The organism is Bradyrhizobium sp. AUGA SZCCT0431, from assembly GCF_018131065.1.
In the GTDB taxonomy this organism is placed as follows: Bacteria; Pseudomonadota; Alphaproteobacteria; order Rhizobiales; family Xanthobacteraceae; genus Bradyrhizobium.
Genome location: NZ_JAFCLR010000018.1, coordinates 1 through 25,953, shown reverse-complemented (window position 1 = coordinate 25,953; position 25,953 = coordinate 1). Strand labels below are relative to the sequence as shown.

The window sequence follows — 25,953 nt, the reverse complement described above, 5'->3', positions numbered from 1 at the left end:
GAACACCGCCTCTCGCCGTTTGCCCCATCGGAAACTGCATGCGAAATTTTTCAACGACCCATTTCCTTCCTGGCGCAGTCCTGCTGGCGATCCTCTCCGGACCGCAACAGGCGTTGTCCCAACCGGCCCCGGCTCCCGTGCGACCCGCCCCCGCCAGGCCCGCGGTTGCGCCTCAGCCCAGGCCGGCCGCGGTGCCCAGGCCCGATGCGGTGCCGGGCCAGCAGCCGGCCGCGCGACCCGTCGCCGCGGCTCCGCGCGGCGGTGCGGCGTGCCACAACGGCATGAGTTTCGATCGCTTTCTCGCCAACCTCAAGCAGCAGGCGGCAGCGGAAGGCGTCTCGCAGCGCGCGATGGCGGAAGCCGCCCCCTACCTCGTCTACGACCAGAGCATCGTCAACCGCGACCGCGGCCAGCGCGTGTTCGGCCAGGTGTTCACCGAGTTTTCGCGGAACAGGGCGTCCGACGGCGCGGCAAAAAATGCGCAGGCGCGAATCCGGATGCATCAGGCAGCGTTCAACCGCGCCGAAAAGGAATATGGCGTGCCGCCGGCGGTGATCGCCGCGTTCTGGGGGCTGGAGAGCAGTTTTGGCGCGGAGCTCGGCAAGCTGCATACGCTGCCGTCGCTGGTGTCGCTGGCGTATGACTGCCGCCGCTCGGAGATGTTCCAGAAGGAGACCATCGCCGCGCTGAAGATCGTCGACCGCGGCGACCTCACGGCAAGCGAGATGATCGGATCGTGGGCCGGCGAACTCGGCCAGACGCAGTTTTTGCCGACGCATTATTTCAACTATGCGGTCGATTACGACGGCGACGGGCATCGCAATCTCCTGAGCAGCGCGCCCGACGTGATCGGCTCGACCGCGAACTACATCGCCAACGGATTGAAATGGCGGCGCGGCGAGCCGTGGCTGCAGGAAGTGCGCGCGCCGCAAAACCTGCCCTGGGACCAGGCCGATCTGACCATCAAACTGCCGCGCTCTAAATGGGCGCAGCTCGGCGTCACCTTTGCCGACGGCAAACCGTTGCCGAACGACGATCTGCCGGCGTCGATGTTGTTGCCGATGGGCCGCACCGGCCCGGCGTTCCTGGCCTACGCGAATTTCGCCGCCTACACCGAATGGAACAACTCGCTGATCTATTCGACCACCGCCGGCTATCTCGCGGCCCGTATCGCGGGCGCGGCGCCGATGCGCCAGCCCAGCGCGCCGGTGGCGCAACTGCCGCTCAACGAGCTCAAGGAATTGCAGCAACTCCTGGTGCGCGCCGGCTTCAATGTCGGCAAGGTCGACGGCATCATGGGACAGCTCAGCCGCACCGCCGTGAAGACGATGCAGATCAAATACGGCCTGCCCGCGGATTCCTGGCCGACCGCCGAATTGCTGGCGCGGATGCGCGGCCCGCGCGCCGAGCCGGCGGCGATGGCGTTGCCACAGGCGCGGTGAACACCCTCCGCTGTCATGCCCCGCGAAGGCGGGGCATCCAGTACTCTGTGGCGAAATTGTTCACCCATACACAACGCGGCGTACTGGATCGCCCGGTCTAGCCGGGCGATGACGGTCAAAAAATATTTGACTACACCGGCCCCCTCCCAAGCGTTGTAATTCCCTCTCCCCCGCCCCACTTGCAGCAGCGCAGTCTCTGCATGCCATAAAATTCCACACAACGAAAAGAGCATCACATGTCCTTTTACGACGCCACCGTTCCGGCCTATCTGCAAATTCTCAATAGCCTCTCCGGGCTGCTCACCAAGGCCGAGGCGCATTGCGAGGCGAAGAAGATCCAGCCCGACGTGCTGCTCGCCTCGCGCCTTTATCCGGATATGCTGCCGCTCTCCAAGCAGATCCAGCTTGCCACCGATTTTGCTGTCAGGGGCTGTGCCCGCGTCACCCATAGCGAAGTGCCGTCGACACCCGATACCGAAAAAACCTTTGAGGAATTGCGCCAGCGGCTCGCCAGAACCGTCGACTACGTCAAGTCGTTCAAGCCCGAGCAGTTCGAGGGCGCCGACACCAAAGACGTCACCTTTCCGATGGGTCCGGACAAAACCATGACGCTGAAGGGCCAGCAGTTCATCTCGAACTTCTCGCTGCCCCAATTCTACTTCCATGCCGCCATTGCCCACGGCATCCTGCGCCATAATGGCGTCGAGGTCGGCAAGCGGGATTACATGGGCGCGAATTGATCTTCTCTCGTCATTCCGGGGCTCGCGAAGCGAGAACCCGGAATGTATAACCACGATAATGAGTATGGATTCCCCGATGCGCGATTGCGCATCTGAGGCCTGCGCCAAGTGGCGCATCCCGGAATGACGAACTAAATTGCCGTCATTGCGAGGAGCCAACGGGTCGCGCGAATGCGCGCCCGATGACAGGCTCCGCGACGAAGCAATCCATCTATCTTGACGGGATAGACATGGATTGCTTCGCTTCGCTCGCAATGACGGAAAATAACAAGCAATAAAAACAATCAGGGAGAGACGGCCGATGTCCACGACCACGCAAGCGCCGACGAAGCTCGATCCCGGCGCCTCGCTCCATCCCGAAACGCTCGGCCTCGCTCCGGGCCGCGGCCGCCTGCAGGGCCGCCGCATCATCGTGGTCGGGGCCGGCCAGCGCAACATCGTCGACGAGGAGCCGCCTGTTGGTAACGGCCGCGCGATGTCGGTGCTGTTCGCGCGCGAGGGCGCGCATGTCGCCTGCATCGACATCAACAAGGAAGCCGCCGACGACACGGTCAAGCAGATCGCCAGCGAAGGCGGCAGGGCGTTTACCGATGTGGTCGACGTCTCCGACGCCGCCGCGATTGGGCCGGCGATCGCGCGCTGTACGAAGCAACTCGGCGGGCTTGACGGGCTGGCGCTGAATGTCGGCATTTCCTGCGGGCTGTCGCTGCCCAAGATGACGGCGGAAGCCTGGGACAGGGATTACGCCGTCAACGTGCGCAGCCACATGCTGTTCGCGCAAGCCGCGCTCGAGGTGATGTCGCCGGGCGGCGCGATCACGCTGACCTCGTCGATGGCGAGCCAGCGCGCCAATGGCCGCAACCCGGCCTATGAATCCTCCAAGGCCGCCCAGATCGCGCTCGGCCGCGCCATCGCGCGGGCCGGCGAGGAAAAGGGCATTCGCTGCAATGTGATCGCGCCGGGCTTCATCGATTCCCCGATGGGCCGCGACGCCAGCCGCAGGCGGGCCGACCGCGCGCTGACGGTGCCGTTCGGCCGCCAGGGTACCGGCTGGGAGGTCGCCTATGCTGCGCTGTTCCTGATTTCGAATGAATCATCCTACGTCAACGCCCACACCCTGTTCCTCGACGCCGGCCATATGGCCGGTATAGTGCGGGCCTAGTCTGCGTGGCCCGAATGGCTGGGGCATTGCGCCGGCGCCTCTAATGCCCAACTGTTCCCCATCATCATCTTTCGGAAATCCCTTCATGAGCCAGACCAAACTATTCGAGCCCTACAAGCTTGGTGGAATCACGCTGCCGAACCGCCTTGTCATGGCGCCGCTGACCCGCAACCGCGCGGTACCCGGCAGCTTCGTGCCGAGCGAGCTTGCCATCGACTATTACGGCCAGCGCGCTTCCGCCGGATTGCTGATCACCGAAGCCAGCCAGATCTCGCAGCAGGGCCAGGGTTATCAGGACACGCCCGGCATCTATTCCAGGGAGCAGGTTGCGGGCTGGCGCAAGATCACCGACCGCGTGCATGAGCAGGGCGGGCGCATCTTCATCCAGATCTGGCATGTCGGCCGCATCTCGCATGATTCATTGCAGCCCGGCGGTGGCAAGCCGGTGGCTCCATCAGCGATCCGCGCCAAGGGCAAGACCTTTGTCAACGGCACCTTCACCGACATCTCCGAGCCGCGCGAGCTCGAGCTGTCGGAGATTCCAGGGATCATCGAAGACTTCAAGCGCGGCACCGAGAATGCGCTCGCCGCCGGTTTCGACGGCATCGAAATCCACGGCGCCAACGGCTATCTGCTCGACCAGTTCGCCAAGGACGGCACCAACAAGCGTACCGATGCCTATGGCGGTTCAATCGAGAACCGCGCCAAACTGATGCTGGAAGTATCGAAGGCGGTCGCCGCGGTCGCCGGCCCGGAGCGCACCGGCATCCGCATTTCGCCGGTGACGCCGGCCAATGATGTTTCCGACTCCAACCCGCAGCCGCTGTTCGATCACATCGTGGATGGGCTCAACGCGCTGAAGCTGACCTACATCCACGTCGTCGAGGGCGCGACCGGCGGCCCGCGCGACATCACACCGTTCGACTACGGTTCGTTGCGCAAGCGCTTCAAGCAGGCCTATGTCGCCAACAACGGCTACGATTTCGATCTGGCGACCAAAATGCTCGCGGCGGACGCCGCCGATTTGATCGCATTCGGCAAGCCGTTCATCTCCAACCCCGACCTGGTCGAGCGCCTGAAGAAGGGCGCACCGCTGAACGCGTTCGACAAGGCGACGTTCTACGGCGGCGGGGCGAAGGGATATACGGACTATCCGACACTCGGGGCGAGGCAAGCGGCGGAGTAGCGCGAGCGCGCGCTCTTGGCTCAGCGTCATTGCGAGGAGCGAAGCGACGAAGCAATCCATACCTCGGCTTGTGGCGCCATGGATTGCTTCGCTACGCTCGCAATGACGGAAAGAAAAAAAGGCCGGGATCGCTCCCGGCCTTTAGTTTTTGCATCACTCGTAATCGCGAGGCTTACTTCGCTTCTGCCCGCTTCGGCGGCGTTGCCGGCCACGACTTCACCAGTGTGTCGTAGTCGACGGTTTCGCCCTTCGGCTTCTCGTTCGCCAGCTTGCGCTGCGGAGCTACGTTGCCGTCCTTCTCCGACTTGGCGAACCAGAATTCGGCGGTCTCCTTCTTGTTCAGCTTCGGTCCGCAGGCGCCCTGCACGTTGGATTTCTCCAGACGCTCGAGCACGGAGTCCTGGGCTGCCGCCAGGGCGTCCATCGCGGCTTGCGGCGTCTTCGCACCGGACGACGCATCGCCGATGTTCTGCCACCACAATTGCGCGAGCTTCGGATAGTCAGGCACGTTGTTGCCGGTCGGGGTCCACTGCACGCGCGCGGGCGAGCGGTAGAACTCGATCAGGCCGCCGAGCTTCGGCGCACGCTCGGTGAACGACTTGTCCCAGATGTCGGATTCACGAATGAACGTGAGACCGACATGGCTCTTCTTCAAGCTCACCGTCTTGGAGGTGATGAACTGCAGATAGAGCCAGGCCGCCTTGCGGCGGTCCGCCGGGGTCGACTTCAGGAGCGTCGCCGAGCCGGCGTCCTGGTAGCCGAGCTTCATGCCTTCCTTCCAGTACGAGCCGTGCGGCGACGGCGCCATACGCCACTTCGGCGAACCGTCGGCGTTCACGACGGCAATACCGGGCTTCACCATGTCGGCGGTGAAGGCGGTGTACCAGAAGATCTGCTGGGCGATGTTGCCTTGCGCCGGTACCGGTCCAGCTTCGCCGAAGGTCATGCCTTGCGCCTGCGGCGGGGCATACTTCTTCATCCAGTCGAGATATTTGGCGATCGAATAGACCGCCGCCGGACCGTTGGTGTCACCGCCGCGTTCGACGGATGAACCCACCGGACGGCAGCCTTCCATGCGGATGCCCCATTCGTCGACCGGCTTGCCGTTCGGGATGCCCTTGTCGCCGTTGCCGGCCATCGACAGCCAGGCATCGGTGAACCGCCAGCCGAGCGAGGGATCCTTCTTGCCGTAGTCCATGTGACCATAGACCTTGGTGCCGTTGATCTCCTTGATGTCGTTGGTGAAGAACTCGGCGATGTCTTCATAGGCCGACCAGTTCACGGGAACGCCGAGATCGTAGCCATATTTGGCCTTGAACTTGGCCTTGTAGTCCGGATTGGAGAACCAGTCGTAGCGGAACCAATAGAGGTTCGCGAACTGCTGGACGGGCAGCTGATAGAGCTTGCCGTCCGGCGCCGTGGTGAAGGATTTTCCGATGAAGTCGTTGACGTCGAGATTGGGATTGGTGACGTCCTTGCCTTCGCCGGTCATGTAGTCCGACAGCACGACCGTCTGGTTGTAGCGGAAATGGGTGCCGATCAGGTCCGAGTCGTTGATCCACCCGTCATAGACGTTCTTGCCGGACTGCATCTGGGTCTGCAGCTTTTCGACCACGTCACCTTCCTGGATCAAATCGTGCTTGAGCTTGATGCCGGTGATCTCGGTGAAGGCTTTCGCCAGGGTCTTGGATTCATATTCATGCGTCGTGATGGTTTCCGACACCACGTTGATTTCCATCCCCTTGAAGGGCTGGGCGGCCTTTTCGAACCACTGCAATTCCTTCAGCTGGTCGGCCTTCGACAGCGTCGAGGGCTGGAATTCGCTGTCGATCCAGCGCTGATTGACCGCGTCGTCCGCGCGAGCAGGTGCCGCGATCGTCATGGAAGCTCCGATCAGCGCAGCCGCGCTGGTCATCGTCAGAAAGCGCTCCTTGGTCAATGGGCCGTTCCTTCCTCTAAAACGTCGCATGTTGAGTCCTCCGGTTGCAGCGACAAACAATTTTCAGGCCCGGGTTGATCCCGGATCTGTCTTTTTTCGCTTCATCAGACGGTGCGGAAAACCGCCACGGCCGAAACAAGCGAAATCACGGTAGCGAGCCACAAGCTCGATATTTCAACGCCATCTCCGATCGGCAGCGTCGCGACCGTATCGATGCCGACGAAGGCGATCCACAACAGATGGATGACGGCAGCGAGCACCAGCGAGATGAACAACCGGTCGCCGCGCGTGGTCGGAATGCGCAGCACGCCGACGCGTTCGGCCTCGGGATAGGCGGCCGCAAGCCACGTCATGACACCGAGCGTCAGCGACAGCAGCACGAAGAAGATCGCGGTCGGGAGCGTCCAGGCCATCCATGCAATGTGTTCCATGAAGCCCCCCTACACTCGGCCGAGCGCAAAACCGCGCGCGATGTAGTTGCGGACGAACCAGATCACCAGCGCACCGGGGATGATGGTGAGCACACCGGCCGCCGCCAGCAGGCCCCAATCCATGCCGGCGGCCGAGACCGTGCGGGTCATGATCGCCGAGATCGGTTTTGCGTTCACCGACGTCAGCGTGCGCGCCAGCAGCAGTTCGACCCAGGAGAACATGAAGCAGAAGAACGCCGCGACGCCGATGCCGCTTGCTATCAAGGGCACCAGGATCTTGATGAAGAAGCGCGGGAACGAATAACCGTCGAGGAACGCCGTCTCATCGATCTCGCGTGGCACGCCGGAGACAAAACCTTCCAGGATCCACACCGCGAGCGGGACGTTGAAGATGCAGTGCGCGAGTGCCACCGCCCAGGGTGTATCGAACAAATTGATCGCCGAATAGAGATTGAAGAACGGCAGCGCATAGACCGCCGCCGGCGCCATGCGGTTCGACAGCAGCCAGAAGAACAGATGCTTGTCGCCGAGAAAACGGTAGCGCGAAAAGCCGTAGGCCGCCGGCAACGCCACTGCAATCGAGATCACGGTGTTGATCAGGACATAGGTCAGCGAGTTGATGTAGCCGGAATACCAGCTCTCGTCGGTGAAGATGCGCTTGTAGTTTTCCAGCGTCGGCTGGTGCGGCCACAGCGTCATGGTGGAGACGATCTCGGCATTGGTCTTGAAGCTCATGTTGACGAGCCAGTAGATCGGCAACAGCAGGAAGATCAGGAAGGTGATGAGGATGATGCGACGTCCGGGAATCGAATGCATCATTCAGCTCCCTGTTTGACCGGGCGCTCGGCCCCGGCGTTTGTCATCACGGTATAGAACACCCAGCACACGATCAGGATGATGAGGTTGTAGACCAGCGAGAGTGCGGCGGCCTTGCCGAGGTCGAACTGGCCGAGCGCGATCTTGACCAGCTCGATCGAGACGAAGGTGGTCGAGTTGCCGGGACCGCCACCGGTCACCACGAACGGCTCGGTGTAGATCATGAAACTGTCCATGAAGCGAAGCAGCACCGCGATCAGCAGCACGCGATTCATCTTCGGCAACTGGATCGCCGTGAACACCGCCCAGCGCGAGGCGCCGTCGATCTGCGCCGCCTGGTAATAGGCGTCGGGGATCGACTTCAGTCCGGCGTAGCACAACAGCGCGACCAGGCTGGTCCAGTGCCAGACATCCATCACGATGACGGTGGCCCAGGCGTCGAACTCGTTGGAGACGTAGTTGTAGTTGATGCCCAGGCTGTTCAGCGTGTAGCCGAGCAGGCCGATGTCGGGCCGTCCGAAGATCTGCCAGATGGTGCCGACCACGTTCCACGGAATCAAAAGCGGCAGCGCCAGGATCACGAGGCAGGCGGCGACGCTCCAGCCGTCGCGCGGCATCGACAGCGCGACCACGATCCCGAGCGGCACCTCGATGCTAAGGATGATGGCCGAGAACAGCAGATTGCGGCCGAGCGACGCCAGGAACCGTCCACCGAGATCGGTCGACGGATCGAGCAATTCCTTGAACCAGCCGACGCCGTTCCAGAAGAACTGGTTGTTGCCGAAGGTGTCCTGCATCGAATAGTTCACCACCGTCATCAACGGCAGGATCGCGGAGAACGCGACCACCAGAAACACCGGCAGCACTAGGAACCAGGCTTTTTGGTTGATCGTCTTGTCCATCAGGCTGTCCCCTCGACCAGACGGCTGTCGGCATAGACGTGAACATGCGACGGATCGAAAACCAGCCCGGCGGTTTCGCCGGAGACTGAAAACCCGGATGGTACGCGCGCGGCGAATTTGGCGTCGCCGATCCGCACGCGCGCGAAGCGGACGCGGCCGAGATCGTCGATGCGCTCGATATTGGCGGACAGCAATCCCGGCGCGGGCGCGGCGACGTCGACGAATTCCGGACGCACGCCGACTTCGATCTTCGCGCCCGGCGGCAGCGAATCATAGCTGCGGTTCAGCGCGATCGGGTGACCGCTGATCCGGGCCTCGCGGCCCCTCACCTCGGCCGGCACGATGTTCATGCCGGGCGAGCCGATGAAGTAACCGACGAATGTATGCGCGGGCTTGTCGAACAGTTCGGCCGGCGTGCCGCTCTGCACCACCCTGCCGTCATGCATCACGACCACCGTATCGGCAAAGGTCAGCGCCTCGGTCTGGTCATGGGTGACGTAGATCATCGTGAGATCGAGGTCGCGATGCAGCGCCTTGAGTTTGGAACGCAACTGCCACTTCAATTCGGGATCGATCACCGTCAGCGGCTCGTCGAACAGGATCGCGGCGACGTCTGATCGCACCAGGCCGCGGCCGAGCGAGATCTTCTGCTTGGCGTCGGCGGTCAGCCGCGTTGCCTTGCGATCGAGATGCGGCGTGAGGTCGAGCAGATCGGCGATCTGCTTCACGCGCGCGTCGATTTCGGCTTTCGGGACGCCGCGGTTCTTTAAGGGGAATGCGAGGTTCTGCCCGACCGTCATGGTGTCGTAGATCACCGGAAACTGGAACACCTGCGCGATATTGCGCTTCTGGGTTGACAGCGGTGTGATATCGGCGCCGTCGAACAGTATCTGGCCGCGCGACGGCGTCACGATCCCGGAAATCAGGTTGAGCAGCGTGGTCTTGCCGCAGCCGGACGGCCCGAGCAGCGCATAGGCGCCGCCCTGCCGCCAGGTCATCGTCACCGGCTTCAGCGCAAACGATTCGGGCGCGGCGTCATTGCCGCCGTAGGAATGCGCGAGATCGACGAGGTCAATGCGGGCCATGCGGCATCTCCCTCACGCGTTGTCTTGTTTAGGCGCGGCGACCAGACGGTCAGCCGCGTCGAACACGAAAAGATTGTCAGGGTCGAGCACGGCGTCGAGCACGTGGCCCGGTTCGAACTCATGAATGCCCTGCAGCACCGCGACCCAGTTCGACGCGTCGCGGTTGAGATGCACGAAGCTTTCCGAACCGGTGATTTCGGTCACGGTGACGGTGGCCTGAAACGCGTGGCGGCCGGCGATGCCATTGGCGACTTCAAGCTGATGGGCGCGGAAGCCGACGCGATAGGGCCCGTCGGCAAGCGAGGCATAAAGCCCGCTGGCCGGCGCCTGGATGCCGCCGGCATATTGCACCGTGCCGTTCTTCTTTTCGATGCCGACAATATTGAGCGGCGGATCGGAAAACACCTGCGCCACACGCAGCGTATCGGGATGCCGGTAGACCTTCGGAGTGTCGCCGGCCTGCAGGACCTGGCCTTCCCACATGCAGACGGTTCGGCCGCCGAGCAGCAGGGCTTCGGAAGGCTCGGTGGTCGCATAGACGAAGATCGCGCCCGACGCCTCGAAGATGCGCGGCAATTCGGTGCGCAACTCCTCGCGCAGCTTGTAATCGAGATTGGCGAGCGGCTCGTCGAGCAGCACCAGATCCGCGCCCTTGACCAGCGCGCGTGCAATCGCTGTGCGCTGCTGCTGGCCGCCGGACAGTTGCAATGGCGTGCGCTGCAGATACGGCTCGAGCTTGAGCAGGCGCGACGCCTCATGCACGCGCTTCTCGATTTCCGCGCGCGGCTTGCCCTGCACCCGCAACGGCGAGGCGATATTCTCATAGACCGTCAGCGAGGGATAATTGATGAACTGCTGATAGACCATCGCGACCGAACGCTTGCGCACGTCGAATCCGGTGACATCCTTGCCGTCGACCAGCACGCGGCCTGATCCCGGCTTGTCGAGCCCGGCGAGCAGCCGCATGATCGAGGTCTTGCCGGAAAGCGTCGGCCCGAGCAGCACGCTCAGCGTGCCGCGCTCAAGCGTCAGCGACACATCACGGATGGTCGCGATGCCGTCGACGGTTCGTGTGACGTGTTCGAGCGTGACGCTCATGTCCGTCCTCCCGCTTCACGCAGGGGTCGTTCACCGGACGCGCGATGGGCGGCCATCCATTCGTCGAGGACGGCGATTTCGCCCGCAGACAGCCGTAATCCGAGCTTGGATCGGCGCCACGCGACATCTTCGGCGGTGCAGGCCCATTCGGCCGACATCAGGTACCTGACTTCGCTCTCCGTCAAGGTCGCGCCAAAGGACTGGCCGAGATCGGCCGCCGATTTCGCGTTGCCAAGCACCTTGCTGGCGCGGGTGCCATAGGCGTGCGCCAACCGCTTCGCATGCGCGGGAATGAGGAACGGATAGTCCCGCGTCAGTTCCGCGGTCAGCGCGGCGATTGCGGAAACATCCATGTCGCCGCCGGGCAACGCGGCCTTGCCGGTCCAGCCTTCTTTTGCCTTGAAGTCCTCGCAGGGCGTGGACCTGCGCAAATAAGGCTCGAGTCGTTCCAGCGCCTCTTCGGCGAGGCGACGATAAGTCGTGATCTTGCCGCCATAAATCGACAGCAGCGGCGCGCCGCCGGGCGTATCGAGTTCGAAGACGTAATCTCGCGTCGCAGCTTTTGCTTCGCTGGCGCCGTCGTCATACAGCGGGCGCACGCCCGAATAAGTCCAGACCACGTCCTCCGGCTTGACCGGTTTGGCGAGATATTCGCTGGCGGACGCGCAGAGATAGGCGATCTCTTCCGTGGAGGCTTTCACCTTGGCCGGGTCGCCGTCGTAATCGCGATCGGTGGTGCCGATCAGCGTGAAATCATCCTGATAGGGAATGACGAAGATGATGCGGCCGTCGGCGTTCTGGAAGATGTAGGCGCGGTCGTGGTCGTAGAGCTTGCGCACCACGATATGCGAGCCCTGCACCAGGCGAACTTTTGCGCGTGAATTGACGCCCGATCCCGACGACAGCACCTGTTCGACCCAGGGCCCGCCGGCATTGACCAGCGCGCGCGCCTGGATCGTGGTGCGCGTGCCGCTTTGCGTATCCTCGACGGTGACGTGCCAGACGCCGTCGGCCTGCCTGATCTCGACCGCCCGCGCGCGCGTGTGGATCTCGGCGCCGCGATCCGCCGCGTCACGCGCCGTGAGCACGACCAGGCGCGCGTCGTCGACGAAGCAGTCGGAATACTCAAAGCCTTTGGTGTAGCGGTTGGCGATCAAGGGCTTTCCGACCTCGTCATGCGCGAGATCGACCGAACGTGTCGGCGGCAGCAGATGACGGCCGCCGATGTGGTCGTACAGGAACAACCCTAGCCTCAGCAGCCATGCCGGCCGCAACCCCGAATGGTGCGGCAAAACGAAACGCAGCGGGCGGATGATGTGAGGTGCGATCTGCCAGAGGATTTCGCGTTCGATCAGCGCCTCGCGCACCAAACGAAACTCGTAATATTCGAGGTAACGCAGGCCGCCATGCACCAGCTTGGTCGACCAGGACGACGTCCCGCTCGCCAAGTCATTCATTTCACAAAGGAAAACGGAATTGCCCCGGCCCACCGCGTCGCGCGCGATGCCGCAGCCGTTGATGCCGCCTCCGATGATGGCGAGGTCGAAAATCCGATCCAACAGACGCTTCCCCGGCGATCGCCTCTTCACTTCGGCGATTTAGCTTTCGGATCGGAGTTAATCACAAAGAAAAACGAAAGCAAGATGAAAGCAAGATGAAAACGGGAACTGGAGCGTTTTGCCCAAACTTCATCGTTCGATGCGAACGCAAGGGCGCCCCGCCAGAGCCTCACTCAAAATGCAGCCGATGAAGAAGACAGGGGCTTCGTAGCGAAACTCGGTAATGCCCGACCTAGGCCGTCGTCCTCCGTCCCTCCCACCATTTCCCCAAGGCATCGATCAGCGGCACCAGTTCGAGACCGGCCGCGGTGAGATCGTAGTCGACGCGGAGCGGGTAGCCGTCGTGAGCCGTGCGTCGCACGATCCCGGCGTCCTGCAGCTTACGCAATTCCAGCGCCAGCATTCGGTGCGACACCGTCGGATTGTCGCGCCGGAGATCGCTGAACCGTTTGGTGCCATCCTTGAGATAATAGAGCAGCAGGGTGGGCCAGCGCCCGCTGAGCACCCGCATGGTCTCTTCGATGGGGCAGCGCGATACAGCGTCTTTCATGAGTCGAACCTGGTTACAGAAAAGTGCCTAATTTACATGGGGCGGCCATCGCCTATGTACCAGTCGCGCTGCGCAGCACACCCTCCAATCACGGAAAGAAAACGATGGAACCGATTCTCCTTTACGGCTTCCCGGCGGGAAGCTCGATGGGGCTCGTCGCTGCCTTTGAACGCGTCGGCCAACCCTACCGCCTCTGCCGTGTCGACATGCTCGCCGACATGAAGAACGACGGCTATGGCCGCATCAACGGCCGTCAGGAAACGCCCGTGCTCATCACCGGCGAAGGCCGCTTGCTGACCGAGACGATGGCCATCGCCGCCTGGCTTGAGGCCCGCGACATCGAACGCCGTATCAGTTTTGACCCGCGCTCACCCGAAGCCGACCGCATGCACCAACTGACGGCCTTCGTGAATACCGGCTTCACCGCCGCCTTCACCCCGCTTTGGGCGGCGTTCGAGATGGCTTCTGCCGAACCCGCGCTGCTGGCGATCTTGCGCGACTTTGGCAGCCAGGCCGTAGCCAAACGTCACGATCAGCTGGAAGCGATGATCGGCGATACCGACTTTCTCGTCGGCGATCGCCTGACGCTGGCGGATACCACGCTGATCGGCGTGGCGCGCTGGGCGGAATTCCATCAGGCCATCGACGGCGCTGCCTATCCCAAGCTGGCCGCGTTGCGCCGCCGGATCGAAGCGGATGCGGACGTGCGTTACGCCCAGGCCATCGAGGACGGCGAAACGCCCGCCGGTTCGGGCGCCTGCCTCGGGCAAATCCCACTGGCCGAAATCATCAAGCGCTTCGGCGCCAGCTAGCGCAGCCGCGTGACGGTCGAGGCCGCCTCCGCCACCGGCTCATCGATATCGGGGCCGGCTCGTCCATCGCCTAGCCCACTTCGCAACCAAGTCAGTTCCACCGACCTGGCAGCGGACCTCCGCTCACGACGTAAACGCCGACGGAAATGCCTGATATGGCAATCCAGTCCATTGCCGTCGGCCACTCACCCAGAATTGGAATTGCCATGACAGCAGTCATCGCGGGGGACAGCGCGGCGAACGCGGCACCACTGGAGGCGCCAAGGATGCTGACCGCCCGTCCGTAGAAAACCAGTGAAACAATCGCGGTCAGAAGCCCCTGCACGATGGCTTGAAGCGCCAAGTCGCTCCCTGAGGCTTTGGCCAAGCCCCCGCCCTCTACGAAAAAATATACGGGAATGTAGAGAAACAGAGCGCCGACGGCTGCGATGCCCGCCGCATGCAGGCCACCGAGCCGCGCGTGACGCATCGCGACCGTGTAGCATGCCCACGCCACGGCGGAACCTAGAAACAGCGCGTGCCCGATCGTCTGCCCGGGGCCGACCGCGCCACCAGCGCCCCCAGCGATGACAAAAACGCCGAACAGGATCAGCACGAAGCCAATCTTTTTCGAATCTGTGAACGGTTCATGCAGGACGGCCGCGGCAAGAAGCGCCACCGCCAACGGCATGACTCCGGGAAACAGTGCGCCTGCATGCGCCGCTGGCGCGAACAACAGACCTGCATTCGCCAGCAGGACCGGAGCGCCGCCGCCAATCACGATCGCCGCGAGCCCGATCCAGCCCAGTCGATCGAGCGCGAGCCCCTTGCGCATCACATAAGGCAGCAGGAACACACCAGCCACGCCAAAGCGAAGCGCAGCGATGTCCCATGGCGTGAGGCTGCTCCGCAGTCCCAGCCTAGCCACCACGATCCAGCCAGACCAGATGCTGACGGCCGCGAGGCCGTAGAGGGCACCGCGGAGATATTGCGCGGCAGTGCGGCCACCGACGGTGAGATCAGTCATCATCGCCTCCGATCGCAATGGACGGCATAACCCCTTTAATATATTTTACAGGTTATGATGGAGCGCAACATGAGGCAAGCAGGATGAGCGACCGCGCCAATCCGTTCGAATGGAGCGGCGGCCACCCGGCGCTGGATCTCGTGAACACCCTCGATGAGCGGCCCTCGGCCGCACCAATCGAGAACCTGGCAACGTATCGCGACCTGACACGGTTCGCTGCGCTGGCGGGCCTTATCGACAATCGGACCGCCGCACGCCTGCAGCAGCTCGGAAACAGCGGCTCGCATATTGCGAAACGCGCGCGCAAGCTTCGTGAACACCTTCACGATGTTCTCGCTGCCGCACATGCGCGACGGCCGGCGCGACAATCCGATCTCGACGCGCTATCTGCTGCGATCCAGGCGGCACATGCGGCCCGGACGCTGGTCGCATCGCCCTCACCCGGGTTGGCCGACCGCCGCTGGTCGCCTGCGCTGGCGCGTGATATCCCACTGCATGCCTGTGCGCTCGCGATCGAGCGTCTGCTCGTTGACGAGGAGCGCAAGAGAATCCGCAAATGCGGAGCCTCGGACTGCGACGTCTTTTACCTCGACACCAGCAAGGGCCAGCGCCGACAATGGTGCAGCATGATCGGCTGCGGCAATCGCGAAAAGCAGCGGCGATGGCGATGCACCGCACGATAGAAAGGCTTCAGCCCGCAGCCACCGCCTCGATTTCGAGCAGCCACGCCTCGTCGAAGATTCCGGCGATGACGACAGTGAGCGCTGTTTCCCGGCCGCCAAGCACCTCGCTTCGCACCGCGCGATTGAGCATGGTGTAGCGCCGATCCGCGAGGTAGGTCCGGTGCATGACCAGATTGTCGAAGGTCATGCCGGCGGCCTTGAGCTGCGCCTCGACGTTGCCCCAGGCGAGCCTGCACTGCGCTTCAAAGCCCTCAGGCACCACACCGTCGGCCGCAACCGGGATTTGGCCGCTGACAAAAAGCATCCTTGTGTGGCCGGTGACCTCAAGCGCCTGGCTATAACCAGTCGTTGGCACGAGGGCCGCTTCGGAATTGATGCGTCGGATTTGCATTCGGTTCTCCTTTTTCCTGAGAGAACCTCGTGCACCGGTCGATCCAGCACAAACCATTTTTCCTGCACTGCTGGACTAGATTTTCTATTCCATGTCCTTTTCTCATGAAAAGGCCCCGGACGATGCCGGGGCCTCTTCAAGCTGGAACGAAGTGAAGGTCAGTAGTTTCCGCAGTTAGCGCAGCCGCGTGACGGTCGAAGCCGTCTCCGCCACCGTCTCGTCGATATCGGGGGCCGGCTTGTCCATCGCCTCGACCACTTCTATGCCGCGGGTGTGGCAGATGTTGGCGAGACCTGCTGGAAGTGCGGCGTCGGTCACGAAAGTCTGGATCTGGCTGAGATGGGCGATGCGCACCGGCGCGCTGCGCCGGAGCTTAGTCGAGTCCGCGACCAGCATCACGCTGCGCGCGTTCGCGATGATCGCCTGCGCCGCCTGCACTTCGCGATAGTCGAAATCCAGGAGCGCGCCCTCCTCGTCGATCGCGGAGGCGCCGATGATGGCGTAGTCGACCTTGAACTGGCCAATGAGACTGATCGCGGTCGAGCCGATCACCGCGCCATCGGCGCGGCGCACCGCCCCGCCCGCCACGATCACCTCGATGCGCGGATGGCGATACAGCAGCATCGCAACGTTGAGGTTGTTGGTGATGACGAGAAGGTCCTCGTGCGAGGTCAGCGCACTGGCGACCTCTTCCGTGGTGGTGCCGATATTGATGAACAGCGAGCAGCCATTCGGGATCCGCGAGGCGGCGGCAATGCCGATCGCCCGCTTCTCCTCGGCGGCGACGAAGCGGCGCGCTTCATAGGCGAGGTTCTCGACGCCGGAGGCGATGATGGCGCCGCCATGGATCCGCGTCAGCGAGCGCTGGTCGCAGAGATCGTTGAGGTCCTTGCGGATGGTCTGCGCCGAAACCTCGAAACGCTTGGCGAGGTCCTCCACCATCACCCGGCCGAAGGCCCGGGCGATGTTGAGAATTTCAGTCTGGCGGTTGGACAGTCCGGCCACTGGTGGCACCTCAGGGGAAAAGTTTCTTATCGTGCGGTGGTTTGTGGTTCCGGTCAACGCGGCCGAAACCGGGCGCGCCTGACATCATGGTTAACCATCTGTTAAAAAGGCGGCGTGCGAGAGGCATGATAAGCCCATTGGCATCGCGCCAGCCGCATTTTACCGGTGCGATTTTGCCGTTCTTAACGGTTTTGTGATTGCATTGCCGTCGCTGGCCCGGAAAACGGGCCAGATATCGGAAAATCGCTGCGATGCGGGTCGATCGAATCTGGGAATTCCTCCAGCGGTTGAGCCCGCTGACGCGCAGCTGCCTGCTCACCGAGCTGGAGCGGCTGGAGGCGTGCGGCGTCGACATGCCGGGCACCGCGGACCTGCAGGCCAGGCTGCGGGCCGAACTGCGCCCGGACGGACCGAACGAGACCCCAACGCCGTCCAAATATTTCTTCGCGCCGCTGGAGCCGCTGGTCGTCGCGGGTGCGCCGGAGCATGCCAATACGGGCCGGATTGCGCGGAGTTCACTCGTTCCGATCTGGGAATGGATCAACCGCGATCTGCTGCCGATCATGGCCCGCGACTACGAAGACCAGATGAAGGGGTTTATCGCTTCCAACCGGCCGCGCGACGCGCAAAAGGCGGCATCGATCTTCCAGACCAAGGTCGCAAAATCGCTGGAGGGAAACCTGGCTTCGGCCGATGGCGCGGAGCGGGCACGCACCAAGCTTGCGGCCTACACGGCTTCGCCGTCAGTTTATAGCGACCTCGTCAAGATCATGGGCGCGCTGCGCGCACGCGAGGCGCTGGCAGGGTTCGGCAAGGCTTTGCCGGAAAAGGTTCTGAAATTCAACGACGCGCAGGTCGACAAGGTCACGGCGCTGCTGGATGCATTCCGGAAAAAGGATCCCGGCGCGGTACCCTTTGCGCTGGCGCTGGTTGCTGGACGTCTCAAGACGCCCCGCGAGTTGCTCCGTCTTGCCACCAAACCCGCGCGCAGCCGGCGCGCAACCGACGTCGCAGCGACGCCTTATGCGATATCCGTCTCGATGGTGCTGGACCAGATCGACGACAAACGGATCGCCTTGCGCGTTGCCCTGAAGAAAAACCGTGTCGTCGACGCGCGCGACATCCTGGCCGACATCGACAAGACAGAAGCAGCGGTGCAGGCCGCCATCCGCGAACTCGCGGCCTCCGAATGGGGCGCGCGGCTGCGCGGCATCAGGAGCGCGATCGTCGCCGATGTGGAGACTGAAGTGAGCCGGTTTCCCGATGAAGTCGGCCACATCCTGCAACTGCGCGGCGCGCGCGGCAATAAATTGTTGTCTGGCCTCGTCTGGAAGGGCCGCGATGCGATCAGCGATAGCGCCGCATTTTGCAAGCGGCTGATTGGTCAGAGCTGAACGCGGCTCCGGCGCTCTCGCCCGCGCAGCGCCTTTCGGTTATGTCGCGGTGCGCATGTGGCCGGCTGCATCGCTGCGGCCCAGCAGATTGGCATAAACTTCGATCCGGCGCGGACGCCCGATCAGATAGCCCTGCATTTCATCGCATCCCTCTGATATCAGCGGTTTGCTTCTTGAGGCTTTCAGCATCAGCGTTGCACGCGCAACGTTCTCGATCAGCACGCCCTCGGTAATTCACGCGGCCAGCGTCAGATAGCCGGTGGCAAGACGCCTCGCCGCGCGCTCGGCTTCGCGGGCATTGCGGAACAGCTGGCCTTCCAGCTGGTCGAAACGATGAGAGGCCGCAAAGAAACGATAGCCGCCGGGGCCGTGCACGACGATCCCGGCGGTCTGCGAACCGACTTCGATAATGTAGGTATCCGACATATTTATCTTATCCAGCCTCGATGGCATTCCGCGCCAATAACGGAGCGCCTGCCGAAATGTTCCTCAGCCCGGAAAGCGCGCCTACGCGGAAACGTCATCGACGATTGTCTGGCGAATCAGCGCCCCGCAAGGCCGGTCCACTACGGATTCGTGGGACAAACGGCCCCTCCGCAGGCTTGACCTGCGGCAAAGTCGCCGCCAGTGTTCCCCGCGAATTCAGTGATTTGCGACAAACAGGCCGGAGAACGGACATGGTATCGAAATTGGCGGTTACGACGCTTCTGGCCCTCGCGATTTGCGCACCGGTCCAGCAGGCCGCGGCGCAGGATGCGATCGGCGGCGCGATCGTCGGTGGCGTGCTTGGCGGTGTCGTCGGCGGCGCCCTCGGTGGCCGCGGCGGCGCGGCGGCAGGCGCCATCATCGGCGCCGGCACGGGAGCTGCGATTGCCTCCCAGGGCGAGCCGCGGCCGGGCGGCTACCGCTATTACAATAACGGCTGCTATGTGGAGGAGCCCGGCGGCTGGGTGGCCGTTTCGCCGCGCTATTGCGGCGTCCAGGCGCAATATGCGCCGCCCCCGCCGCAGCAGTATTATGACGATACGCCGCGCTGCATGCGCTCGCGGAGCTATGATCCGCGCAGCGGCACATTCATCGGCCGTGACGGTTATGAGCGTCCCTGCCCGTAAGATTCAGGTCCCATAAGATTCAGGTCGCGATGACCGGCGCGCCATCCCGCTGGATCACCTGCGGGTGGCCCTGCTCGTCGATCGAGACGTAGGTAAAATTGCCGTCGGTCACCAGGATCGACTGCCTGTCCTCGCGGCGCAGCGACCAGGCCTCGAGATGGACCGTGATCGAGGTCCGGCCGATCCGGACCAGATTGGCGTGCACCGAGACGAGGTCGCCGACATAGACGGCCTTGCGAAAATTCATCGCATCGATCGCAACCGTGACGGTGCGCGAATTCGCGATCTTGGAAGCAAACACGCCGCCGCCAATATCCATCTGGCTGAGCAGCCAGCCGCCAAAGATGTCGCCATTGGCGTTGGTGTCGGCCGGCATCGCCAGCGTGCGGATGCAGAGATCGCCGCGCGGCTCGGTTTCGGTGCTCAGCGGGGCATGCGTATGCGTCTCGTTCACTTGAAGTTCTCCCAGCCGGCATCGGGCGTGAATCTGCCGCCGAATTTTTCGGTGAGCGCGCGCAGGGTCGCGACCACATTGTCCACGCCGCGGGTACGGGCATAGTTCAGCGGGCCGCCGCGGAACGGCGCATAACCGGTGCCGAAGATGACAGCGCCGTCGACCACGTCGGCATTGTCGACGATGCCTTCGTGCAGGCACGCGACGCAGACGTTCGACATCGGCAGCATCAACCGGTCGATCATTTCGGCCGATGGCTCCGTCGTGGATGGCGCGGACGAAGACGTGTCCGCCTTGCCGTCCTTCCAGACATAAAATCCCTTGCCGGACTTGCGGCCGAGCTCGCCCTTGGCGACTTTTTCGCGCAGCCATGCGGGCGTCGGCGGCAGGGCGTCGCCGAACTTCGAGCGCAGCATGTCGCCGACGTCGAGACAGATATCGAGGCCGACCTGGTCAGCGAGCTCGATCGGGCCCATCGGCATGCCGAACTTTTTCGCCGCGGCGTCGATGACCGATTTATCGATCTTCTCGTCGAGCATCACCATCGCTTCCAGCATGTAGGGCGTCAGCGCACGGTTGACCAGGAAGCCCGGCGAAGACTTGACCGGCAGCGGCAGGCGGTCGATGGCGCCGACGAACGCCAGCGCCTCCTTCAACAGTTGCGCGTCGGTGCCGTCATGACTGACGACCTCGACCAACTGCAGCCGCGACACCGGGTTGAAGAAATGCAGGCCGAGCAGCCGCTCCGGCTTTTGCAGACTGGTGCGCAAATCCTGCAGCGGAATGCTCGACGTATTGGTGGCGAGGATCGCGCCGGGTTTCATCACCGGCTCGAGCCCGGCATAGACCTTCTGCTTCAGCGCCAGCTTTTCCGGCACCGCCTCGATGATGAGATCGGCGCTGCGGACGCCCTCGCCGCCCATGTCGGGTATCAATCGATCCAGCGCATCGCGCACGCTGGTGCGCTTGCGCAGGATCTTGCCGAACAAGTCAGATGCGCGCTTGATCGCGCCGGCGATCGGCTCGGGCTTCATATCGGCCAGCGTCACCCGCATATCCTGACCTGCACACCAGGCCGCGATATCGCCGCCCATCGCACCGGCGCCGATGACGTGAACGTGGTTGATCTTGTTGCCGCTGCCGGCGAGCTTCTTCATCTGCTCGCGCAGGAAGAACACCCGGATCAGGTTCTGCGCCGTCGGCGTCACCATCAATTTGGCGAACGAGGCTTGTTCGGCGCGCAGCATGCCGTACTTGTCACCGCCGTACCGTTCCCAGAGATCGATCAGCGCATAGGGCGCGGGGTAATGTTCCTGCGGTGCCGCCTTGGCCGCCTCGCCGCGCATCCGCGAGGCGAGGAGTTTGCGCACCGGCTCCCAGTTCAGGACCGAGATGAGCACGCCAGGTGCGGCGCGCTTCAGCCGCCCGAACACGGCATCCTTCACCGCGCTGCGGACGTGCCGTTCCTGCGTCACCGCCTCGACCAAACCCAGCGATTTGGCCTTGCGGGCGTCGATGGTCTTGCCGGTCAGCATCAACGGCATCGACTGCATCGGGTTGACCAGCTGCGTGAAACGCACGGTGCCGCCGAGACCGGGATGCAGACCGAGCATCACCTCGGGAAAGCCGAAGCGCGCATCATCGATCGCAATCCGCATCTGGCAGGCCAGCGCAACCTCAAGGCCTCCGCCGAGACAGAAGCCGTGGATCACGGCGACCGAGGGGATCCGCAGCGCTTCGAGCCGGTCGATCACCGCATGTGCCCGGCCGATTTCGGTCTCGACGGACAGCACATCGCTCGCACCGCGAAACGCGTTGACATCAGCGCCGGCGATGAAGCCGGATTCCTTCGCGGACCGGATCACGAGGCCCGCGGGCCGTGCGCTTTCGAGTTCGCCGAGCACCTTGCCGAGTTCTTCGATCAAATCCGCCGACAGCGTGTTGGCGCTGGCGCCTTCGCGGTCGAACAGCAGCCAGGCGATGCCGTCGGAGTCGCGGGTCAGCTTGAAATTCTTGTACGGTCCGCCCGCATCGGGCTTCGGCCCGAGTTCGAGCACGCGATCGCCGAGAACGCCCATGATCTCTGATTCCATGATCACACCGTCTCTATCAGCATCGCGCCGCCCTGCCCGCCGCCGATACATTCGGTGGCGATGCCGCGCCGTGTGCCCAACCGCTTCATGGCGTTGACGAGATGCAGCACGATGCGGTTGCCGCTGCAGCCGACGGGATGGCCGAGGCTGATCGCGCCGCCATCGACATTCATTTTGGTCTGGTCGATGGCACCGGCCGCACCATCCAGGCCCAGAATCTCCTTGCAGAACGTTTCGTCGTTCCAGGCTGCGAGGCAGCCCAGCACCTGGGTCGCAAAGGCCTCGTTCAATTCCCAGGTCTCGATATCGCCGAGCGTCAACTCGTTGCGCTTCAAGAGTTCGGTCGCCGACAGCACCGGCCCGAGGCCCATGATCGAGGGATCGAGCGCCGACCATTGGCTGTCGAGGATGACGGCCTTCGGCGTCAGGCCATGCTTGGCAACGGCTTTCTCGGAAGCGAGGATCACCCATGACGCACCGTCGGTGATCTGCGAGGAATTGCCGGCGGTGACCTTGCCCCAGGGCCGTTCGAACACCGGCTTCAGTTTTGCCAATGTCTCGGCCGTGGAATCCGGCCGCACGCCATCGTCATGGTCATAGAATTTGCCGTCGCGGGCAAAAGCGGTCTCGACCTCGCCCTTCAGCCAGCCCTGGCTCTGGGCATTGGCGAGCCGCTTGTGGCTCTCGGCGGCATAGGCATCGGACTGCGCGCGGGTGATGCCGAAGAGATGCCCGACCACCTCGGCGGTCTGGCCCATGTTGAGGTCGGTGATGGGATCCGTCAGCCCGCGCTCGAGGCCGATGATCGGTTTGAAATAAGACGGCCGCACCTTTAGCGCGGCCATGATCCTGGCGCCGATACCCCGGGCACCGGCAAGGTCGGCGAACCAGCGCACGCCCTGCTGCGGCCACACCAGCGGCGCGTGGCTCAGCGCCTCGGCGCCGCCGGCCAGGATCAGGTCGGAGACGCCCTCGCGGATGTAGCGGTAACCCGTGTCGATCGACTGCATGCCGGAGCCGCAATTGATCTGCACGGTGAAGGCGACCATTTTTTCGCCCATGCCGAGCCGCAGCGCTGCGACCCGCGCCGGGTTCATCTCGTCGGCAATGACGTTGACGCAGCCCAAAATCACCTGATCGAAGGCGGTGGGCGCAAAGGGCTGCCGGGCCAATAGCGGCCGGCCGCATTGCACGGCAAGATCGACCGGGGTGAAGGGCCCGGGGCCGGAACGCGCTTTCAGGAACGGCGTCCGGCTGCCGTCGACAATAAAAACCGGTCGCGCCATCAGCTCGCCGCCCTCTGCTCACCCAATTCCTGGAAGAATTGATGCACGTCGGCGGCTCTCCTGTAAATCGGCGACAGCGCTTCCGGCGCAAAATCGTCGACCTCGATCACTTTTGCGACAGCCTCATGGGCCGCGGCAAGCTTTTCGCCCTCGGACTGGGTGATGACGCCCTTCTGCACCGCCTCTTTCCAGTCATGCAATCGCGCGGCGTGCATTTTCTTTGAAATGTCATCTGCAGCCGTGACGAGCAGGAACGCCTTCTCCAGCCTGAAAACGCCGCGGTCGTCGTCGACATGCGACAAATCAGCCGTCAGCCGGTCGCGCGCCGCCGATGGCGACAGCACCAGCTGCGCGCAGAGTTGGACGACCCGGTCTGTCGGACCGACCACCCGCGCCCCGAACGGCTGGATCAGGAATTTCAGGATGATTGCGACAAAGCGATTGGGCAGATTATTGAGGATCTCGGCAAACCGGTTCTCGATGGTTTTGAAGCCGCTCGCCATGCACCATTCCAGCGCCGCGAAATCGGCTTGCTGGCGGCCTTCGTCCTGCCAGCGCTTCAGCGCGGCCGAAAGCAGATAGAGCTCGGAGAGGATATCGCCGAACCGGGCCGAGAGCATTTCCTTGCGCTTGAGCGCACCGCCCAAGGTGAGCAGTGCCATGTCGGCGCAGAGCGCGAACGCCGAGGAGTAGCGCGAGAGCTGGCGATAGAACCTGGTCGCATCCCCCGCATCTGGCGCCGGCGCGAACATGCCAAAGCTCCAGCTGCGGCCAAAGGCGCGGAACATGGTCTTGAAACTATGCCCGACATGGCTCCAGAACGCCTTGTCGAAAGCATCCAGCCCCCTGGCGCGATCGGCTTCACCGAGCGCGTTCATCTCGTCGAGCAGATAGGGATGGGCGCGGATCGCGCCCTGCCCGAACACGATCAGATTGCGGGTCAGGATGTTGGCGCCTTCGACGGTGATGCCGACCGGCACCGAGCGATAGAGGTTGCCGAGATAGTTCTGCGGGCCGTCAATGACCGCCTTGCCGCCATGGATGTCCATGGCGTCGTCGATCGCGATCCGCATCCGCTCGGTGGCGTGCAGCTTCATGATGCCGGAAATGACCGCGGGATGATGGCCCTGGTTCAGCGCCGCACAGGTCAGCCGCCGCGCGGCGTCGAGCAAATAGGCCGTGCCGGCGATGCGCGCCAGCGGCTCCTCGATGCCTTCGAATTTTGAGATGGAGATGCCGAACTGTTCGCGGATGCGGGCATAGGCGCCGGAGGTGCGCGCGGCATAGGCCGCGCCCGCGGCCGACAGTGACGGCAGCGAGATGCCGCGGCCGGCGGCGAGCGCCGTCATCAGCATTTTCCAGCCCTGGCCGAGCCGCTCCTGGCCGCCGATGATGTAATCCATCGGGATGAAGACATCGCGGCCCCAGTTCGGGCCGTTCTGAAACACCTGCATTGCCGGCAGATGGCGCTTGCCGATTTCGACGCCCGGAAGATGCGTCGGGATCAAGGCCACGGTGATGCCGAGCTCTTCCTGCGAACCCACCAGATGATCGGGGTCGTAGGCCTTGAAGGCGAGGCCGAGCAGCGTCGCGACCGGGCCGAGCGTGATATAGCGCTTGTGCCAGTTGAGGCGCAGCCCCAGCACTTCACGGTCTTCAAACTGACCCTTGCAGATGATACCCGTGTCGATCATCGAGGCGGCATCGGAGCCGGCTTCCGGACTGGTCAGCCCGAAGCAGGGAATGTCGCGGCCATCGGCCAGGCGTGGCAGCCATTGCTGCTGCTGTTCTTTGGTGCCGAACCGCATCAGGAGTTCGCCGGGCCCGAGCGAGTTCGGCACCATCACGGTGACGGCGGCGGTGAGCGAACGCGATGAGAGTTTGCGCACCACTTCGGAATGCGCGTAGGGCGAGAAGCCGAGGCCGCCATATTCTTTGGGAATGATCATGCCGAAGAATTTGTGGCGCTTGATGAAGGCCCACGCCTCCGGCGGCAGGTCGCGCCATTCCCAATTGATCTTCCAGTCGTCGAGCATGGCGCAGAGTTCGTCGACCGGACCATGGAGGAACGCTTCTTCTTCCGCCGTCAGCGTCGCCGGCGCATTCGCCAGCAATTTCGACCAGTCGGGATTGCCGGTGAAGAGGTCGGCATCCCACCAGACGTCACCGGCCTCCAGCGCCTCGCGCTCGGTGTCGGACATCGACGGCAACACGCCGCGGGCCCAGGAGAAGATCGGCTTGGTGATGAAATCGCGGCGGAAGCTCATGGCGGTCCTCATGGATCGGCGGCGCGGAAGGCTATTTTAGCTGATGATGCGGGATTTGGGTGAACACTTCGCCTTGAAAATAGGGCGAAATTGACGCGGACGGGCGGCTGATAACGGCTTTGGAGCTTGTCCGTTCCGGAGTGGGGGCCGCATGTCTGCGGTCCGCAGTCACAATCATCGTCGTCCCGGCGAAGGCCGGGACCCATACGCCGCAGCGCTTGTTTTGAGACGTGCTGTTCGACGACTTTCCTTCAACCGCTACCCTCGGTGGCTATGGGTCCCGGCTTTCGCCGGGACGACGAGGAGCGTTCTCGCGACGCGACGCGCCCGAGGTTTGCAATCAATTTTCGCACCTCTCAGAAATCAGAGGGCGCAGGGAATGCCGGATGCGCGCTGCACCCGCGGTCTCGTGTGCGAATAGTGCAAACAAAGCTGCACACGAGCATACAGGGCAGCGGAGGCAATCCGACATTCCCTGCGCAATGGCTTTACGGCTTACTTCGTGCTCTCCTCGGTCGGGCCGAGCTCGTTGTCACCGTC

Annotated in this window: 24 protein-coding genes; 8 read left to right on the top strand and 16 right to left on the bottom strand. The window is 63.3% G+C overall.

The window, feature by feature from the left end:
- The first annotated feature begins 38 nt into the window (after positions 1–38).
- The 4 genes from JQ567_RS18950 to JQ567_RS18935 all read left to right on the top strand — a co-directional run bounded on the left by JQ567_RS18950 (position 39) and on the right by JQ567_RS18935 (position 4,530).
- Positions 39–1,442 carry a lytic murein transglycosylase gene (locus JQ567_RS18950; RefSeq protein WP_212440230.1) on the top strand — a complete coding sequence of 468 codons (1,404 nt, stop codon included), beginning with the start codon at positions 39–41 and terminating at the stop codon, positions 1,440–1,442.
- Between the two features lie 236 nt (positions 1,443–1,678).
- The gene (locus tag JQ567_RS18945; protein WP_212440229.1) at positions 1,679–2,182 is read left to right on the top strand and encodes a DUF1993 family protein; all 504 of its coding nucleotides are present in this window, start codon (positions 1,679–1,681) and stop codon (positions 2,180–2,182) included.
- 301 nt (positions 2,183–2,483) lie between these two features.
- The gene (locus tag JQ567_RS18940) at positions 2,484–3,344 is read left to right on the top strand and encodes an SDR family NAD(P)-dependent oxidoreductase (protein WP_212440228.1); all 861 of its coding nucleotides are present in this window, start codon (positions 2,484–2,486) and stop codon (positions 3,342–3,344) included.
- 85 nt (positions 3,345–3,429) lie between these two features.
- Positions 3,430–4,530 carry an alkene reductase gene (locus JQ567_RS18935; RefSeq protein ID WP_212440227.1) on the top strand — a complete coding sequence of 367 codons (1,101 nt, stop codon included), beginning with the start codon at positions 3,430–3,432 and terminating at the stop codon, positions 4,528–4,530.
- A 172-nt stretch (positions 4,531–4,702) separates the two neighbouring features.
- On the opposite strand, the gene JQ567_RS18930 is transcribed toward JQ567_RS18935, so the two are convergent.
- The 8 genes from JQ567_RS18930 to JQ567_RS18895 all read right to left on the bottom strand — a co-directional run bounded on the left by JQ567_RS18930 (position 4,703) and on the right by JQ567_RS18895 (position 12,910).
- Positions 4,703–6,499 (bottom strand): ABC transporter substrate-binding protein, encoded by a 1,797-nt coding sequence (locus JQ567_RS18930; protein ID WP_212440226.1) that lies wholly within the window; start codon positions 6,497–6,499, stop codon positions 4,703–4,705.
- A gap of 74 nt (positions 6,500–6,573) precedes the next feature.
- A complete protein-coding gene (locus JQ567_RS18925) occupies positions 6,574–6,900 on the bottom strand; it encodes a DUF2160 domain-containing protein (protein ID WP_212440225.1) in 327 nt (108 codons plus the stop codon).
- A gap of 9 nt (positions 6,901–6,909) precedes the next feature.
- On the bottom strand, positions 6,910–7,716 hold the full coding sequence (locus JQ567_RS18920) for a carbohydrate ABC transporter permease (RefSeq protein ID WP_212440224.1): 807 nt from the start codon (positions 7,714–7,716) through the stop codon (positions 6,910–6,912).
- Positions 7,716–8,618, bottom strand: coding sequence for a carbohydrate ABC transporter permease (locus JQ567_RS18915; protein ID WP_212440223.1), 903 nt, complete (start codon positions 8,616–8,618; stop codon positions 7,716–7,718). Before JQ567_RS18915 ends, JQ567_RS18920 begins: the two co-directional genes overlap by 1 nt.
- A complete protein-coding gene (locus JQ567_RS18910) occupies positions 8,618–9,703 on the bottom strand; it encodes an ABC transporter ATP-binding protein (protein WP_212440222.1) in 1,086 nt (361 codons plus the stop codon). Before JQ567_RS18910 ends, JQ567_RS18915 begins: the two co-directional genes overlap by 1 nt.
- 12 nt (positions 9,704–9,715) lie before the next feature.
- Positions 9,716–10,801 carry an ABC transporter ATP-binding protein gene (locus tag JQ567_RS18905; RefSeq protein ID WP_212440221.1) on the bottom strand — a complete coding sequence of 362 codons (1,086 nt, stop codon included), beginning with the start codon at positions 10,799–10,801 and terminating at the stop codon, positions 9,716–9,718.
- On the bottom strand, positions 10,798–12,360 hold the full coding sequence (gene glpD, locus JQ567_RS18900) for a glycerol-3-phosphate dehydrogenase (protein ID WP_212440220.1): 1,563 nt from the start codon (positions 12,358–12,360) through the stop codon (positions 10,798–10,800). The genes JQ567_RS18905 and glpD overlap by 4 nt, the downstream gene beginning before the upstream one ends.
- Positions 12,361–12,592: 232 nt before the next feature.
- Positions 12,593–12,910 carry a helix-turn-helix domain-containing protein gene (locus JQ567_RS18895; RefSeq protein WP_212440219.1) on the bottom strand — a complete coding sequence of 106 codons (318 nt, stop codon included), beginning with the start codon at positions 12,908–12,910 and terminating at the stop codon, positions 12,593–12,595.
- A 104-nt stretch (positions 12,911–13,014) separates the two neighbouring features.
- Between JQ567_RS18895 and JQ567_RS18890 the strand changes: the two genes are divergently transcribed.
- Positions 13,015–13,722: a glutathione S-transferase family protein gene (locus JQ567_RS18890; RefSeq protein WP_212440218.1), complete on the top strand. Its 708-nt coding sequence runs from the start codon at positions 13,015–13,017 to the stop codon at positions 13,720–13,722.
- Between the two features lie 91 nt (positions 13,723–13,813).
- Here the strand turns inward: JQ567_RS18890 and JQ567_RS18885 are convergent, their stop codons facing one another.
- Positions 13,814–14,728, bottom strand: a complete 915-nt coding sequence (locus tag JQ567_RS18885) for a DMT family transporter (RefSeq protein ID WP_212440217.1) — start codon at positions 14,726–14,728, stop codon at positions 13,814–13,816.
- A 17-nt stretch (positions 14,729–14,745) separates the two neighbouring features.
- Between JQ567_RS18885 and JQ567_RS18880 the strand changes: the two genes are divergently transcribed.
- Entirely contained in the window at positions 14,746–15,411 is a 666-nt protein-coding gene (locus tag JQ567_RS18880; RefSeq protein WP_212440216.1) for an ABATE domain-containing protein, read from the top strand.
- Between the two features lie 7 nt (positions 15,412–15,418).
- Here the strand turns inward: JQ567_RS18880 and JQ567_RS18875 are convergent, their stop codons facing one another.
- Together JQ567_RS18875 and JQ567_RS18870 are read right to left on the bottom strand one after the other, a co-directional pair.
- Complete coding sequence (locus tag JQ567_RS18875) at positions 15,419–15,802, bottom strand: RidA family protein (protein WP_212440215.1); 384 nt, start codon at positions 15,800–15,802, stop codon at positions 15,419–15,421.
- 174 nt (positions 15,803–15,976) lie between these two features.
- Positions 15,977–16,807 (bottom strand): DeoR/GlpR family DNA-binding transcription regulator, encoded by an 831-nt coding sequence (locus JQ567_RS18870; protein ID WP_212440214.1) that lies wholly within the window; start codon positions 16,805–16,807, stop codon positions 15,977–15,979.
- A gap of 251 nt (positions 16,808–17,058) precedes the next feature.
- On the opposite strand from JQ567_RS18870, the gene JQ567_RS18865 reads away from it, so the two are divergent.
- Positions 17,059–18,201: a hypothetical protein gene (locus JQ567_RS18865; protein ID WP_212440213.1), complete on the top strand. Its 1,143-nt coding sequence runs from the start codon at positions 17,059–17,061 to the stop codon at positions 18,199–18,201.
- Between the two features lie 234 nt (positions 18,202–18,435).
- Here JQ567_RS18865 and JQ567_RS18860 read toward each other — a convergent pair whose 3' ends face one another.
- Positions 18,436–18,627, bottom strand: coding sequence for a hypothetical protein (locus tag JQ567_RS18860; RefSeq protein ID WP_212440212.1), 192 nt, complete (start codon positions 18,625–18,627; stop codon positions 18,436–18,438).
- A gap of 251 nt (positions 18,628–18,878) precedes the next feature.
- On the opposite strand from JQ567_RS18860, the gene JQ567_RS18855 reads away from it, so the two are divergent.
- Positions 18,879–19,313 (top strand): BA14K family protein, encoded by a 435-nt coding sequence (locus JQ567_RS18855; protein WP_212440211.1) that lies wholly within the window; start codon positions 18,879–18,881, stop codon positions 19,311–19,313.
- A gap of 19 nt (positions 19,314–19,332) precedes the next feature.
- Here the strand turns inward: JQ567_RS18855 and JQ567_RS18850 are convergent, their stop codons facing one another.
- The 4 genes from JQ567_RS18850 to JQ567_RS18835 all read right to left on the bottom strand — a co-directional run bounded on the left by JQ567_RS18850 (position 19,333) and on the right by JQ567_RS18835 (position 25,413).
- Complete coding sequence (locus JQ567_RS18850; RefSeq protein WP_249165561.1) at positions 19,333–19,689, bottom strand: acyl-CoA thioesterase; 357 nt, start codon at positions 19,687–19,689, stop codon at positions 19,333–19,335.
- 74 nt (positions 19,690–19,763) lie between these two features.
- Complete coding sequence (locus JQ567_RS18845; protein ID WP_212440209.1) at positions 19,764–21,860, bottom strand: 3-hydroxyacyl-CoA dehydrogenase NAD-binding domain-containing protein; 2,097 nt, start codon at positions 21,858–21,860, stop codon at positions 19,764–19,766.
- A 2-nt stretch (positions 21,861–21,862) separates the two neighbouring features.
- Positions 21,863–23,146, bottom strand: coding sequence for an acetyl-CoA C-acetyltransferase (locus JQ567_RS18840; protein ID WP_212440208.1), 1,284 nt, complete (start codon positions 23,144–23,146; stop codon positions 21,863–21,865).
- A complete protein-coding gene (locus JQ567_RS18835) occupies positions 23,146–25,413 on the bottom strand; it encodes an acyl-CoA dehydrogenase (RefSeq protein ID WP_212440207.1) in 2,268 nt (755 codons plus the stop codon). The genes JQ567_RS18840 and JQ567_RS18835 overlap by 1 nt, the downstream gene beginning before the upstream one ends.
- Positions 25,414–25,953: the final 540 nt, after the last annotated feature.

Coding starts and splice junctions, on each gene's coding strand:
- JQ567_RS18950 (WP_212440230.1), top strand. CDS start 39: ATGCGAAATTTTTCAACGACCCATTTCCTTCCTGGCGCAGTCCTGCTG.
- JQ567_RS18945 (WP_212440229.1), top strand. CDS start 1,679: ATGTCCTTTTACGACGCCACCGTTCCGGCCTATCTGCAAATTCTCAAT.
- JQ567_RS18940 (WP_212440228.1), top strand. CDS start 2,484: ATGTCCACGACCACGCAAGCGCCGACGAAGCTCGATCCCGGCGCCTCG.
- JQ567_RS18935 (WP_212440227.1), top strand. CDS start 3,430: ATGAGCCAGACCAAACTATTCGAGCCCTACAAGCTTGGTGGAATCACG.
- JQ567_RS18930 (WP_212440226.1), bottom strand. CDS start 6,499: ATGCGACGTTTTAGAGGAAGGAACGGCCCATTGACCAAGGAGCGCTTT.
- JQ567_RS18925 (WP_212440225.1), bottom strand. CDS start 6,900: ATGGAACACATTGCATGGATGGCCTGGACGCTCCCGACCGCGATCTTC.
- JQ567_RS18920 (WP_212440224.1), bottom strand. CDS start 7,716: ATGCATTCGATTCCCGGACGTCGCATCATCCTCATCACCTTCCTGATC.
- JQ567_RS18915 (WP_212440223.1), bottom strand. CDS start 8,618: ATGGACAAGACGATCAACCAAAAAGCCTGGTTCCTAGTGCTGCCGGTG.
- JQ567_RS18910 (WP_212440222.1), bottom strand. CDS start 9,703: ATGGCCCGCATTGACCTCGTCGATCTCGCGCATTCCTACGGCGGCAAT.
- JQ567_RS18905 (WP_212440221.1), bottom strand. CDS start 10,801: ATGAGCGTCACGCTCGAACACGTCACACGAACCGTCGACGGCATCGCG.
- JQ567_RS18895 (WP_212440219.1), bottom strand. CDS start 12,910: ATGAAAGACGCTGTATCGCGCTGCCCCATCGAAGAGACCATGCGGGTG.
- JQ567_RS18890 (WP_212440218.1), top strand. CDS start 13,015: ATGGAACCGATTCTCCTTTACGGCTTCCCGGCGGGAAGCTCGATGGGG.
- JQ567_RS18885 (WP_212440217.1), bottom strand. CDS start 14,728: ATGACTGATCTCACCGTCGGTGGCCGCACTGCCGCGCAATATCTCCGC.
- JQ567_RS18880 (WP_212440216.1), top strand. CDS start 14,746: ATGGACGGCATAACCCCTTTAATATATTTTACAGGTTATGATGGAGCG.
- JQ567_RS18875 (WP_212440215.1), bottom strand. CDS start 15,802: ATGCAAATCCGACGCATCAATTCCGAAGCGGCCCTCGTGCCAACGACT.
- JQ567_RS18865 (WP_212440213.1), top strand. CDS start 17,059: ATGCGGGTCGATCGAATCTGGGAATTCCTCCAGCGGTTGAGCCCGCTG.
- JQ567_RS18860 (WP_212440212.1), bottom strand. CDS start 18,627: ATGTCGGATACCTACATTATCGAAGTCGGTTCGCAGACCGCCGGGATC.
- JQ567_RS18855 (WP_212440211.1), top strand. CDS start 18,879: ATGGTATCGAAATTGGCGGTTACGACGCTTCTGGCCCTCGCGATTTGC.
- JQ567_RS18850 (WP_249165561.1), bottom strand. CDS start 19,689: ATGCCGGCCGACACCAACGCCAATGGCGACATCTTTGGCGGCTGGCTG.
- JQ567_RS18845 (WP_212440209.1), bottom strand. CDS start 21,860: ATGGAATCAGAGATCATGGGCGTTCTCGGCGATCGCGTGCTCGAACTC.
- JQ567_RS18840 (WP_212440208.1), bottom strand. CDS start 23,146: ATGGCGCGACCGGTTTTTATTGTCGACGGCAGCCGGACGCCGTTCCTG.
- JQ567_RS18835 (WP_212440207.1), bottom strand. CDS start 25,413: ATGAGCTTCCGCCGCGATTTCATCACCAAGCCGATCTTCTCCTGGGCC.